Here is a 13,481-nt window from a genome sequence, read left to right on the forward strand (position 1 = left end):
ACCAATCAGAGGAATCACATCGACGTGGACAGCCTATTTTCCAGCCGCTGCGCGTCGTGGGGGGCGTGGCCCTCGCCCGCCGTATTGTTGAAGTAGACGTACACGTCGCGGTCGTCGGCGCGCCAGTCGGCGATCTGCGCGGCCCAGTCGTCGAGCGCAGTATCGGAGTAGCGGCCGTGGTACGCCTCGCTGGTTCCATGGAGGCGCACATACACGAGGTCGGCCGTCACGGTGCGGTGCGTCGACCGGCCGCCGAAGTCGTAGATGCAGAACGTGGCGTCATGCGCCGATAACGCTTCGTACGTCTCGTCGGTAAGCCACGTGGGGTCCCGAAACTCAAACACGTGGCGGTGATCCTCGCCGAGCACCTCCAGAAAGGCATGCAAGCGCTCCAGGTTCTGGTGCCAGTTGGGCGGGCACTGGAAGAGAATCGGGCCGAGGGCGTCGCCCAGTGGCTCTACATTCCGGTAGAGGTTGTGAACGGGCTCTTCCGGATCCGTCAGCTTTTTGAAGTGGGTGATGTACTGGTTGGCCTTCACCGTGAACGTGAAGTCGTCCGGCGTTTGTCGCCGCCAGGCCCGAAGCGTGTCTGCCTCGGGGCGCTGGTAGAAGGTGTTGTTGACCTCGACGGTGTCGAACGTCTCGGCGTAAAACGACAACTGACTGCCCGGAGACAGGTCGTCGGGGTAAAAGCGACCGGTGAACGTGTCGTGCTGCCAGCCAGACGTTCCGATGTGGAGATCAGACATGGACGCGCAGACGTGTGGATGCGCGAAGGAAAACGAGGGGCCTCGCTTACTCCGGCGGGGGCTGACGCGCGGGGGAGTAGTACGCGGTGCGGCCGGAAACGGTCTCGGTTTCGAGGGGCGCACCGGTCTTCGGGCAGCGCTCGTCCCCGTACCGGTGGGGCAGCATGAAGCGATCCGGGTCCAGGGCCTCGGGGTCCGCGTCAACCGCAACGGCGGCGTCGAGCACCGTCTGGATCGCCTCATAGAGGCCCCACAGGTCGGCCTCGGACAGTGCCGACACTGTTGTGCGCGGATGGATCCCCTCCTGGTAGAGCGCCTCGTCGGCGTAGATGTTGCCGAGGCCCGCGACGACGCTCTGGTCCAGCAGCCGGCCTTTGATGGTGCCGCGCCGATTCTCAAAGGGGGCGAGGAACGTTTCGACATCGGCGCGGCAGGCGTCGGGCCCAAGGTCCTTCGCCTCGACAAACGACTCCGGCGTGTCGATGAGGCGCACGCGGGCAAACTTGCGGGGGCACTCGAACGCCAGCGCCCCGCCCTCCTCGAAGTGGATCTGGACGTACGCGTACTCGGGCATCGTGCCGTCCTCCACAATCTCCACACGGCCCGTCATGCCGAAGTGGAGCGCGAGCCAACCGGTCTCCTCGCCGTACCGGGCGAAGACGTGCTTGCCGTGGCGGTGCGTGTCCGTCAGGGTACGGTCCCGGAGCACCTTGTCGAACCGGTGCGGCTCCAATCCATCGCCGAGAATGAGCGGGTCGACGACCGTGGTATCGGCAATCGGGCGGCTGAGGGCGGCGTCGGCGAGACGCCGCCGGTAGACGACGGCGTCGGGTAGCTCGGGCATTCGTACCGGGGGGGACTTGCGAAAAATCAGAAAACGGGTGGGGGCAGTGGCCCCTGATCTTCCGACGCGGTCACTCACGGATCGTAAGACGGGAGACCCGGCAATTTTCCTTGAGGCGGCAGCCCATCCGGCTCACGACGAGAAGCGTCCTGATCGGATCTCGGGCCTCCTCCAGCACAAACGCGCCATGGTGGGCCCCTGCCCGCAGCGTACGCTCCAGCGGCCTCACGACCGCCCGCTGCCCGTCGTTTAGGCGCAGGGATTCGTTGTAGTGAATGACGTACGCGCCCAGTTCCAACGCCCACCACCCGTAGTCGTCGCCCGGATCGTCGAGCATGGGCTCAATCCGCTCGCGAGGCGCGGCCTGAAACTCTCCGCCCCCAAAGTCGAGCTGGCCGTGCCCAGTGGTCCGGAAGACCGCGTCGACCGTCAAGTCAAGACCGGTGGCGGCCCGCTGGGTGTCGAGGTGCACGAGCCCATCAATCTGAGACGCGGTTGCATTTGCAGTGCGCATGGGAGAACGATGCTGGTAGAGAGGAACGAAACGGGCGGACCGACCCGGGCAGACGTAAAACTGGCCTCTGTATCTTCAGGTTCAGCCGTTCGGTCCCGCCTAACCTCCGCAGACTCAAAGCAGCTCATCCGTCTCTTTCACACAATGCGCTCTTTTTATTTTCCAATGAGGGGTTGATGAGCTTAGGTCGGTTCATTATATTATAACATCCGAAGACAGAGGATTTTTTCTTGTCGAAGCGATCCCGTGTACCGCCGGTCGCTCCATCGCGGGAGGGGCGCCTCTCCCCTCCCTCGGTCTTTGTCGGACCGCCGTTGTACTGCGCCATTGCATTGTGGGGTGGAGCGCCGGCGTCACACGTGCGCTCGCCTCTTCCTTCACCGCCGCCAACGCTTCCGAGGCCTGCCATGCCTTCTCCGCCTGCTTCTCCCGTAGCTCGCCCTAAACATGGAAGCGCTTCCGAAAAAGAGCAAAGGCCGTACGCACCAATGCTCTACCTGGACCGTGGGGGAACCATCCAGCACGCAAACGAGCCGGCCCGGCGCGCCCTCGAATACGGGATCAACGACACGCTCGAACCCTGCTTCTTTTCTCACGTCCACGGCCGGAATCTACACCGCGTCATGCGGGACCTGGCGCACATGGTGAGCCACCGAACCCAGCGGGCCCGATGGCTCTTGCGTCTCCGCACGGGAAACGGGCGCTGGCGCTGGTACCGTGCAATTGCGCAGAACCAGCTTGACCGCGTGGAGGCCCGAGTTCGGGTGCAGCTCCGCCCCCTGTAGGCACCGTCTCCTCCGTCCCCCACTGCAAGTGACCCGGATCATTCAGGGCACAGCCCAGCGACTACTTCCTCACTCGCTACACTTCGTTCAGGGCGCACTCCACAAGCACTTCTTCATTCGGTTACACCTCATTCAGGGCACTCACGGAGGTTTCCGTGTGAATTGCCTGGACGGCGGCGGCAAACCGAGGAGCAGCGTTGCAGGTTTGCAGGCAATCGGCCGCTGCGCCCGTGAGCCGAGGGGCAACCGTGTTCGTCACGAAAAGGGCGTCGACAGGGGCCGACGCCAGTCGCTCGTTCGCCTCGCCAACGAAGAGGCCGTGAGTCGCCACGGCGTAGACGGACTCCGCTCCCTCCTCCGCGCACGACTGGAGGGCCTGGGTCATCGTCCCCGCCGTACTGACCATGTCGTCCACGACAATGGCGGTGCGGCCCTGCACCGACCCGACCAGCGTTCCCCCCGTCACCCCTTCGTCTCTCCGCATCTTCTCCACGAACGCCGTCGGCACCTCGCGGTTGAGCACGGCCCCCAGCCCCTCGGCAAATTTTCCGGCCCGCTTCACGCCTCCCTCGTCCGGCGACACCACGACCACCTCTTGTCCGCCGACCACGTCGGTCAGCCGGTGCACGAACAGCGGATGCCCCAGCAAGTGCTCGGTGCGCGCCCGAAAGGCATTCTGCAGAACTGCAAGGTTGTGCACGTCCATCGTGAGGATACGGTCAACCCCCACGGCATCGAACAAGCCCGCCACGTACCGGGTGGTCACCGGCCCGCGGGGGCGGGTCTTGCGGTCCTTGCGCTGGTAGCAGAGGTAGGGGATCACCGCGGTCACGCGCTTGGCCGAGGCATCCCGCAAGGCCCCGAGCATAAAGAGCAGTCGGCACAACTTGTCGTTGACGCTCCACGTGTCGTCCGCGTAGAGGGACTGGACGACAAAGACGTCGCGCCCTCGCACGTTCACCTCCGGACGCACCTCATGCTCCCCGTCCGTGAAGGTCTGCTCGTGATGAGCATCGAGTGTTGTGTCGAGCGCCGTGGCGATGGCCTCGCCGAAGCCTTGGCTCTCGGAGAGCGCAAATAGACGGAGGGCGTCGGGCATGGGAAACCGGGGGGGCCTGGGAAACGGTGGGACGCGCTATTCTTGGTCTGCCTTCAAGGCCCGCCGGACCAACTCGTCGGCCGACTGAATGCCGGCATTGTCGCGTAGCACCTGACGGATGGACCGTTCGGCGTCGGCCTTGCTAAGCCCCAGCTCAGTGAGGGCTTCCAGGGCGTCGGCCCGCGCGTCGGCCCGCGCATCCGTCCCCCCACTGAGCGGCGACGTATCGTCGAGCACGTCCAGGTCCGCAAGGCGATCGCGGAGCTCGACGATGAGCCGGTCGGCCGTCTTCGTCCCGACCCCCGAGATTTGCGTCAGGCGGCTCTTGTCCCCCTCCATCACGTGGTCGCGCAGCTCGGACGGACGCATCGACGAGAGGGCCGAGAGGGCCAGCTTCGGCCCCACGCGCGACACGCCGGTCATGGTTTCAAAGACCGTCCGCTCCGCCTTGGTGGCGAAGCCGTACAGCGACTCGTCGTCTTCCCGAAGGTAGTGGTACGTGTGAAGGGTGACTTCCTCGTCGGTGTCCGGAAGACGCTTGTAGGTGGAGGTGGGGACATACACCCGGTAGCCGAGCCCGTTCACGTCCACGAGGGCCGACTCCGGCGTCTTGTCGACGAGCGTGCCCGAGACGTAGTCGATCATGTCTGTGGTGGAGCGTTGGAGAGAACGGACGGCCGGAGCCCTGCACGTCCGACCGCCGTCGCGTCCGGCGGTTGATACGACACGGAAAAGCTGTCGGAGACATCGACGCTCAGTCGGCAGCCCCCGAGGGTCCTCGGGGCCGCCCCCACACGTCCGTCCGCTTCGAGCGTCCGCCGACGGCCCGCCGGCCCATCTGGGGATGGCTTGCTCTTCGGAAGTGGCGTGGCACGCCTTACGCCGCGTCTCCGTCGGCCTTCTCCTTGCGCTTCGCCTCGATGGAAATCTCAGTGTGGGGCACAGCCTCCAGCCGCTCCCGCGCGATGGGCTCGCCCGTCACGCGGCAGACGCCGTAGGTCTTGTTGTCAATCCGTTCGAGGGCCCGGTCAAGGTAGCCCACGTACTTCTGCTGGCGGGCAATCATCAGGTGGAGCTTCTCCCGCTCCATGGCATCGGTCCCTGCGTCGGCCATATGGATGCCGTAGGCGGAGTTGTCGTCGGACTGCTCCTTGGCCTGCTCAACCTGCTTGCGCATCTGTTTGATCTCGGCCTTCGCCTCCTGGCGGCGCTGAAGGATTAGCTCGCGGAAGTGCTCTAGCTCGTCGTCGGAGAAGGGCGTTTTGCGCTCGTCCCGCTCCTCGCTCGCGTCCGCCTGTGCGTGGAGGGGCGCTTCGTCCTCGGGCTGTGTGTCATCGTTCGCCATGGCGTTCAGAATGGGCCTCTCAGTGGAAGTGGCGCGTGGCGTGCACTCCCGGGCCGCTTCCGGCCGGGGGCACTCAAGCGTTCATCGCTTCGTCGGCCTCGACGCGACGAACCCCGATCGCAAGCCGCTCGTCGCCCACCTCAAAGGTCTCGACCGCCTCCCCCGTCGGCTCATCGGACGGCTGCAACTCCAGGGCCAGGGTCTCGTTCCGGATCCAGTCCGCGTGCGCGGCCAGGGCATCGGCCATCTGGGACGAGCCGTCGTAGGCCACCACGATGCGATCCGTGACCTCGAAGTTTGCCTCTTTGCGGAGGTCCTGAATCCGCTTCACCCCTTCACGGGCGAGCCCCTCGGCCCGAAGCTCGGGCGTAATGTCGGTGTCGAGCGCCACGGTCACCTCCCCCTCCTGCTCCACGAGCCACCCCTCGATGCCTTCACTCTGAATGATGAGGTCGTCGGGACCAAGCTCGACCGTCTCCCCGTCGACCGTCAGCGTAAGCTCACCGGTCTCTACGTACGCGTCGATCGTCTCGTCGTCGAGCTGACGCACCGTTTGGTTGACGTCCTTGACCAAGTCGCCGAGGCGCGGGCCGAGCCGGCTGAAGTCGGGCTTCGCGGAGCGGCTCACGACCTCACTGCTGTGCTCCACGTACTCGATGGCCTTCACGTTGACCTCGTCGAGGATCACGTCCTTCACCTGCTCGACCTCCGCCTCCGGCACGCCGGTGCCGGTGACCACCAGGAGGCGCGGCAGCGGCTGGCGCACGTTGATCTCGGCCTGGTTGCGGAGCGAGAGCGTCGTGGACGCGATGGAGCGGGCCAGGCCCATGCGGCGTTCCAGGGCCTCGTCGCGTTCGTCCTCCTTCGCCTCGGGGAAGGCGGCCAGGTGCACCGAGTCGGCCTCGCCGGCGGTGACCTCGCTGAGCGTGCGGTAGAGCCACTCCCCGAAGAAGGGCGCGATGGGGCTCATCAGTTTCGCCGTGGCCTCCAGGCACTCGTAGGTCGTCTGGTAGGCCGCCTCCTTCTGCGCCGCGGCGACCGTGCCACCCTGTCCGGCCGGCCCGTTCTGCTCGCTTTTCTTCGACGCCCAGAACCGGGACCGCGAGCGCCGCAGGTGCCAGTTTGAGAGCTCCTCCACGAAGTCCTCAACCGCCCGGGCCGCCGTGGTCGGGTCGTAGTCCTCCAGCGCCGCCTCCACCGCCTGCGTCGTGGTGTGCAGGCGGCTGATGATCCACCGGTCCAGCTCCGGGCGCTCTTCGACCGGCATCCGGTCGTTCTGAAAACGGAAGCCGTCGATGTTGGCGTAGGTGGCGAAGAAGCGGTACACGTTCTCCAGGGTGCCGAAGAAGGTGCGGCGCAGGTCCCGCAGGCCGCGCTCGCTGAAGCGGATGCTCTCCCACGGCGGCGCGTTGCTCATCATGAACCAGCGCGCCACGTCGGCCCCGTAGTCGTCGATGACCTGGAAGGGCTCGACGGTGTTTCCCTTTGATTTCGACATCTTGTTGCCGTCCTCGTCGAGCACAAGGCCGTTGACGACGACATTTTCGTAGGCGACCTCGTCGAAGACAACCGTCGCGATGGCGTGCAGCGAGTAGAACCAGCCGCGCGTCTGATCAACGCCCTCGGCGATGAAGTTGGCCGGGAAGTTGGCCTCGAAGGCGTCTTTGTTCTCGAAGGGGTAGTGCCACTGCGCGTACGGCATGGCGCCGGAGTCGAACCACACGTCGATCAGGTCCGGCACGCGGCGCATGGTGCCTCCGTCGGGGCCCTCCCACGTCAGCTCGTCGACGAACGGGCGGTGGAGGTCGATCTCCTCGTCATCGTCCGGGAGCTGATCGCCGGCCTTCTCGCGCAGCTCGTCGACGGAGCCGACGACCTCGTAGTGATCGGAGCCCTCCTTGTCGCTCTCCCACACCGGCAGCGGCGTGCCCCAGTAGCGGCGTCGGCTGAGTGCCCAGTCCACGTTGTTCTCCAGCCACTCGCCGAAGCGCCCCTCGCCGATGGCCTCGGGCTGCCAGTTGATCGTGTCGTTGAGCTCCACCATCCGGTCCTTGAGCTTCGTCGTCTCGACGAACCAGCTCTCGACCGGATAGCTCATCAGGGGCGTGCCCTTGCGCCAGTCGTGCGGGTAATTGTGGAGGTAGGTCTCGTGCTTGTAGAGGCGCCCACGCTCCTTGAGGTCGTCGGTGATGATCTTGTCGGCGTCCTTGAACCACGTGCCCGCCACCAGCGAGGCCTCGTCGGTAAACTCGCCGTCCTTGTCGATCGGGTTGAAGAGCGGCAGGTCTCTTTCCTGCCCCACTGCGTAGTCCTCTTCCCCGAAGGCGGGCGCCATGTGGACGACGCCGGTGCCCTCGTCGGTTGAGACGATGTCGGCCCCGAGCACGTACCACGCGTCTTCGCCCGGCTCGGCCCGGTCGGTAAAGTAGTCGTAGAGCGGTTCGTACTCGGCCCCGATGAGCTCGCTGCCCTCAAACGTCTCTTCGACGGCGTATTCCTCGTCGACGACGTCATCGAGCAACTCCTCCGCCAGAATCAGCGTCTCTGGGCCCCGGTGCGGGTCCTCGTGGTGGATCTTGACGTAGGTGAGATCCGGCCCCACCGCCAGCGCCGTATTGGAGATGAGCGTCCAGGGGGTCGTCGTCCAGGCGAGGAAATACGTGTTCGCCTCGCCCGCAACCGGGAACCGGATATAGACGCTTGGGTCCTGCGTCTCCTCGTAGCCGAGGCTCACTTCGTGCGAGGAGAGGACGGTGTGCGAGCCGGGGCTGTACCACTGAATCTTGTGCCCCTTGTAGAGCAGGTCCTCTTCCTCAATCTGCTTCAGGAGCCACCAGACCGATTCGATGTAGTCGGTCTCGAAGGTCACGTACGGGTCGTCAAGATCGACCCAGTAGCCCATCCGCTGCGTGAGCGTATCCCAGAGGTCCTTGTATTCCAGGACGCTCTCCCGGCACGCGTCGTTGTACTTCTCGATGCCAAAGTCCTCCACCTGCGCCCGGCTCTCGAGCTCCAACTCTTCTTCGACCTCAATCTCCACAGGAAGGCCGTGGGTGTCCCACCCGGCCTTGCGGGCGACCTGGTAGCCCTGCATCGTCTTGTAGCGGCAGAAGAGGTCCTTGATGGCCCGGGCCAGCACGTGGTGAATGCCGGGCTTTCCGTTGGCCGTGGGCGGGCCCTCGTAGAAGGTGTACGTCGGCTGCCCGTCGCGCTCCTCAATGCTGCGCTCGAAGATGTTGTGGTCCTGCCACCAGTCGAGAACGTCTTCTTCGAGGTTGGGGAGCGAGAGCTGATCGGGCGTGTCGAACTGCGCCATGGGGATTGTTGGGAATGCGGAAGTGAAGCGTCAACAACAGGCCTCAACGCTGCGACGCAGGCGGATGTTCGTTCGGGGTCGGGGGACATGGGCCTGGGTTCTCGTCCTTCGTGCCGCCGGGGCACTGGACCCAACGGGGGCCGTGGGTCCCCGGGACCCGGGCCGCGCCGTCGCTCCCACCGCGCCTCTCGCTACACCGTGTCTACTCGACCGGCTCCAGCCGGAAGAGCCCACCGTCCTCAGCATCGGTGAGCAGGTAGAGGTAGCCGTCGGGGCCCGTTGCCACGTCGCGAATGCGCCCCAGTTCGGCCCGCAGCAGCTCCTCTTGGTCGGACACCGTCTGGCCGTCGAGCTCCACGCGCAGTGCCTTCTGGTGGGCGAGTGCCCCCATGAAGAGGTGGCCCTGCCAGTTCGGAAACTTGTCGCCCGTATAGAACGCCATGCCCGAGAGGGCCGGCGAGGGATCCCAGTATTCGACCGGATCGGTGATGCCCGGCGCGGTGGTGCCGCCGATGGGGGACTGGTCGGAATACGTATCGCCGTAGCTCACCGCGGGCCAACCATAGTTGTTGCCGGCCTCCACGAGGTTCAGTTCATCCCCGCCGTGCGGCCCGTGTTCGTGCTGCCAGATGGCCCCCGTCTCGGGATGGATCGCCATGCCCTGCTGATTGCGGTGCCCATAAGCATAGACCGCGTCGAGGCCCTCATCGCTCCCCACGAAGGGGTTGTCCTCCGGCACCGAGCCGTCCATGGTGAGGCGGACCGTCGTGCCGACCGACGTGGTGGGCGTGGGGATGTCGACGGTGCGCTCACGCCGCTGTCCGCGCTCACCCATCGAGACGACCAGGGTGCCATCGTCGAGGAACGCGATGCGGGACCCGAAGTGATAATCCGGCCCGAGGAACGGCGTCTGTCGGTAGAGTTCCTCTATGTCCGTAAGGGACGCGCCGTCGAGCCGCGCCCGCGAGAGCACCGTGCCGCCCGTGTTGCCCTCCTGTTTCGAGTGGGTGAAGTAGATCCAGCCCGACTCCTCGTAGTCCGGCGCGACGCGCACGTCGAGCAGGCCGCCCTGGTTTTGGGCCCACACCGCCGGCACGTTGGACAGCTCGGTCGTTTCCCCATCGTCGACGAGAAGCATGCGGCCGGGCCGCTCCGTGAGAAGCATCCGCCCGTCCGGCAGCCAGTCCATGGCCCAGGCGTGCTCGAGGCCGCCGAGGGCCTTCACGGCGCGAAACGCTTCCTCCTCCGACTCGACGCGCTCCAGGACGACCTCCTCGTCCGACATTGATGAACGGGGCTCAGGGGTCTCCGAGCTGTTGCCAGGGGTGCAGGCACAAAGGACAAGCGCAAGGAGGCCGATGAGGAAACGCATCGGAGTCGTGGGCTTCGTGGACATGAGCGACCGGGAAGAAGACATTTGTTGTCGGTGTCTCTTCACGCTTCCCTCTTTTCACCGTTCCCACCTGTACTGCGAGGGGCACACGGGGTCCGCGGATCTCATCTCGGCACGGACGAGCAGGCATCAATCCTCCCCGCTCGGCATATACTTTACTGATGTGTGAGAAAATACCTGAACGAACCCGGCTCCTCGGGAAACCTCCGATGTCCTCGACTTTGCAGGGAGGGCGCGGAGATGGGGAGACCCGGGGAACGTGCCGTGCAGACCGCATCCCCGAGCCTCCCGATTCCCGCGTCCCAGACGCCCACACGCAAACACGCCCATACGCCTTATAAATGCCCACCACCGAACGCCTTCCCACGCAGGACCCCGTCATCGCCAACGCGTCGGTCACCGCCCGCGAGTCAGCCCAGGACCACATCGTGATCCGCGGGGCCCGGCAGCACAACCTGAAGGACATCGACCTGGACCTTCCGCGCAACGAGCTGATCGTGTTCACCGGCCCGTCCGGCTCCGGCAAGTCGAGCCTCTGCTTCGACACGATCTACGCCGAGGGCCAGCGCCGCTACGTGGAGAGCCTGAGCGCCTACGCCCGCCAGTTTCTGGAGCGGATGGACAAGCCGGAGGCAGACCTCATCACGGGCCTCGCCCCCGCCATCGCCATCGAGCAGAAGACCTCGGGCAAGAACCCACGCTCGACCGTCGCCACGCAGACGGAAATCTACGACCACCTCCGCCTCCTCTTCGCCCGCATCGGCACCACGTACTCGCCGGTCAGCGGTGAGCCGGTGAGCACGGACACACCGCACGACGTGGCGGACCGCGTCGACGACGCGCTGGACGACGGGGAGCGGTTCTACCTCTGCGCGCCCATCCCGGAGCACGCGGACATGGCCCTGCGCGACCAGCTCAAGAGCCTCCGCGAGCGGGGCTTTTACCGCATCCTGCGACTGCCCACCGAGCGGCAGGCGGAGAAGGGCGAGGCGCCCGAACTTCTCGACCTCAACCAGGAGGATCCCAGCAGCGTCAACCACTACGGCCGCGCCCGGCTGCGCGTCCTCATCGACCGCCTCAAGGTGAAGACGGGCGACGCGGACGCCCGCTCCCGCATCGCCGAGTCCGTGGAGCAGGCCTTCGACGAGGGCGACGGCTACTGCACCGTCATTCCCGCCCCACGCGGCGGCTACGACGAGGCCTCGTGCCCGGGGGCAAGCCGGCATCAGGGCCCCATCCCCCTGTTCGAGTTCAGCGCGCACTTCGAACGCGACGGGATGCGGTTCGCGGAGCCGACGCCGCAGCTCTTCAGCTTCAACAGCCCGGTCGGCGCCTGCCCCACGTGCCAGGGCTTCGGGCGCGTGCCGGGGCTCGACGAGGACTTGATTGTGCCGAACAAACAGCTCTCCATCCGCGACGGCGCCCTCGCCCCGTTTCGCGGCGACAAGTGGGGCGCCCACTTCAAGGACCTGATCGCCGTGGCGGCGGACGTCGGGCTCGACATCGACGGCCCCTACCACGAGCTGGAGGACTGGGAGCGCGACATCATCTGGGAGGGCAAAGACGACTACATCGGCCTCCACGGCTTCTTCCAGTTCCTGGACGAAAACTCGTACAAGCGCCACTACCGCATCTTCCGCGCCCGCTTCCGCGGCTACTCCGAGTGCCCGGACTGCGACGGCCACCGCCTGTGCGACGACGCCCTCTACGTGAAGGTGGGCGGCGACGCCGTGGAGCAGAAGCACATCGGCGAAATCTGCGCAATGACGACACGGGCGGCGCGCGACTACTTCGAGGCCCTGGAGCTGTCGGGCTACGAAGAGGACGTGGCCGGGCGCGTGATGGAAGAACTGCGCGAGCGGAGCCGCTACCTCGTGGACGTGGGGCTCGACTACCTCACGCTCGACCGCCTTGCCCAGACCCTCTCCGGCGGCGAGACGCAACGCATCAATCTGTCCACCTCGCTCGGCTCCTCGCTCGTCGGCTCTCTCTACGTGCTCGACGAGCCGACCGTAGGCCTCCACCCCCGCGACAACGAGCGCCTCATCGACATCCTGCAGCGCCTGCGCGACCTCGGCAACACGGTGCTCGTGGTGGAGCACGACCCGGTCACCATGGAGGCCGCGGACCAGCTCGTGGACCTCGGGCCGGCCTCCGGGGCGTTCGGGGGCGAGGTCGTCTTTCAGGGCTCCTACAACGAGATCCTAGAGGCTGAGGACTCGCTCACGGGCCAGTACCTGAGCGGCCGCAAGGAAGTGCCCATTCCGGACGAGCGCCGCCCGGTGGACCCGGACGACACGCTCGTGATCGAGAATGCCCGCCAGCACAACCTGAAGCACATCGATGTCGAGATCCCACTGGGCCAGATCGTGTGCGTCACGGGCGTGAGCGGCTCCGGCAAGTCGACCCTCACGAACCAGACGCTCTTCGAGGGCCTGCACCGGCTCAAGGGCGGCAGCGGGGACGGCAAGGTGGGCGCCCACGACACGATCCGCGGCCACGACAACGTCGACGCGGTGGAGATGGTCGACCAGTCCTCCATCGGGCGCTCGCCCCGCTCCAACCCCGCCACCTACACGAACGCCTTCGACGGCATCCGCAAGCTCTTCGCGAAGGCGCGACAGTCGCAGGTGCACGGCTACGACCGGGGCACCTTCAGCTTCAACACGACAGGCGGGCGCTGTGAGGAGTGCGAGGGGCAGGGCGTGGTGAAGGTGGAGATGCAGTTCCTGGCCGACCTCTACCTGGAGTGCGAGGCCTGCAACGGCCGGCGCTACAAGAAGGAGGTGCTCAACGTCACATACAACGGCAAGAACATTGCCGACGTGCTGAACATGACCGTCGACGAGGCCGCCAAGTTCTTCGAGGGGGAGCGGGCGGTGACCAACAAGCTAGAGGTGCTGCAGGACATCGGGCTCGGCTACCTCACGCTCGGCCAGCCGTCGACGACGCTGAGTGGCGGGGAGGCCCAGCGCATCAAGCTCGCCAGTCACCTCAACGGACGCGCCTCGGACCGCACGCTCTACATCTTCGACGAGCCGACGACGGGGCTCCACTTCGACGACATCAAGAAGCTGCTGAACGCCTTCGAGCAGTTGGTCGAGAGCGGCCACTCGGTCCTCATCATCGAGCACAACCTCGACGTGGTCAAGTACGCCGACCATGTGGTCGACCTCGGGCCGGAGGGCGGCGACGCGGGGGGCGAGGTGGTGGCGGCGGGCACGCCCGAGGAGGTCGCGGCCTGCGAGGACAGCCATACCGGACGATTTCTGAAGGACGTGCTCTAGGGCTTCTGCTCGTGCCGCGAGGCCGTGTGTCCATTCAAGGAACTGGTCCCTTAGGCCTATCCCTTTCCGTAACACTTCGGCGCGTGTGAGTCGTTACGCTAGTCAGTGGGGATGAGATTCCCTGCTCACACCGTCCGCAGCAAGAGGAA

10 protein-coding genes are annotated in these 13,481 nt (G+C 65.9%); 2 read left to right on the forward strand and 8 right to left on the reverse strand.

What is annotated here, in order from left to right:
* Nucleotides 1-14: 14 nt before the first annotated feature.
* The 3 genes from B7R93_RS04480 to B7R93_RS04490 all read right to left on the reverse strand — a co-directional run bounded on the left by B7R93_RS04480 (nucleotide 15) and on the right by B7R93_RS04490 (nucleotide 2,107).
* Entirely contained in the window at nucleotides 15-749 is a 735-nt protein-coding gene (locus B7R93_RS04480) for a DUF72 domain-containing protein (RefSeq protein WP_157942194.1), read from the reverse strand.
* Between the two features lie 46 nt (nucleotides 750-795).
* Nucleotides 796-1,593 carry an Fpg/Nei family DNA glycosylase gene (locus B7R93_RS04485; RefSeq protein WP_103019625.1) on the reverse strand — a complete coding sequence of 266 codons (798 nt, stop codon included), beginning with the start codon at nucleotides 1,591-1,593 and terminating at the stop codon, nucleotides 796-798.
* 70 nt (nucleotides 1,594-1,663) lie between these two features.
* Nucleotides 1,664-2,107 (reverse strand): dCTP deaminase/dUTPase family protein, encoded by a 444-nt coding sequence (locus B7R93_RS04490; RefSeq protein WP_232798009.1) that lies wholly within the window; start codon nucleotides 2,105-2,107, stop codon nucleotides 1,664-1,666.
* A gap of 488 nt (nucleotides 2,108-2,595) precedes the next feature.
* Here B7R93_RS04490 and B7R93_RS04495 point away from each other — a divergent pair, with 488 nt between their 5' ends.
* Nucleotides 2,596-2,892 (forward strand): hypothetical protein, encoded by a 297-nt coding sequence (locus B7R93_RS04495; RefSeq protein ID WP_103019626.1) that lies wholly within the window; start codon nucleotides 2,596-2,598, stop codon nucleotides 2,890-2,892.
* 121 nt (nucleotides 2,893-3,013) lie between these two features.
* Here B7R93_RS04495 and B7R93_RS04500 read toward each other — a convergent pair whose 3' ends face one another.
* From B7R93_RS04500 to B7R93_RS04520, 5 genes are all read right to left on the reverse strand, one after another.
* Nucleotides 3,014-3,991 carry a ribose-phosphate diphosphokinase gene (locus B7R93_RS04500; protein ID WP_103019627.1) on the reverse strand — a complete coding sequence of 326 codons (978 nt, stop codon included), beginning with the start codon at nucleotides 3,989-3,991 and terminating at the stop codon, nucleotides 3,014-3,016.
* A gap of 36 nt (nucleotides 3,992-4,027) precedes the next feature.
* Nucleotides 4,028-4,636: a Holliday junction branch migration protein RuvA gene (gene ruvA / locus B7R93_RS04505; RefSeq protein ID WP_103019628.1), complete on the reverse strand. Its 609-nt coding sequence runs from the start codon at nucleotides 4,634-4,636 to the stop codon at nucleotides 4,028-4,030.
* Nucleotides 4,637-4,868: 232 nt separating this feature from the next.
* Nucleotides 4,869-5,336 carry a TraR/DksA family transcriptional regulator gene (locus B7R93_RS04510; RefSeq protein ID WP_103019629.1) on the reverse strand — a complete coding sequence of 156 codons (468 nt, stop codon included), beginning with the start codon at nucleotides 5,334-5,336 and terminating at the stop codon, nucleotides 4,869-4,871.
* Between the two features lie 73 nt (nucleotides 5,337-5,409).
* Nucleotides 5,410-8,652 (reverse strand): isoleucine--tRNA ligase, encoded by a 3,243-nt coding sequence (ileS, locus tag B7R93_RS04515; RefSeq protein ID WP_103019630.1) that lies wholly within the window; start codon nucleotides 8,650-8,652, stop codon nucleotides 5,410-5,412.
* Nucleotides 8,653-8,854: 202 nt separating this feature from the next.
* On the reverse strand, nucleotides 8,855-10,048 hold the full coding sequence (locus B7R93_RS04520; RefSeq protein ID WP_103019631.1) for a PQQ-dependent sugar dehydrogenase: 1,194 nt from the start codon (nucleotides 10,046-10,048) through the stop codon (nucleotides 8,855-8,857).
* A gap of 338 nt (nucleotides 10,049-10,386) precedes the next feature.
* On the opposite strand from B7R93_RS04520, the gene uvrA reads away from it, so the two are divergent.
* Entirely contained in the window at nucleotides 10,387-13,332 is a 2,946-nt protein-coding gene (gene uvrA, locus B7R93_RS04525; protein ID WP_103019632.1) for an excinuclease ABC subunit UvrA, read from the forward strand.
* Nucleotides 13,333-13,481 lie beyond the last annotated feature (149 nt).

It is taken from the genome of Salinibacter altiplanensis (genome assembly GCF_002894645.1).
Classification (GTDB): Bacteria; Bacteroidota; Rhodothermia; order Rhodothermales; family Salinibacteraceae; genus Salinibacter; species Salinibacter altiplanensis.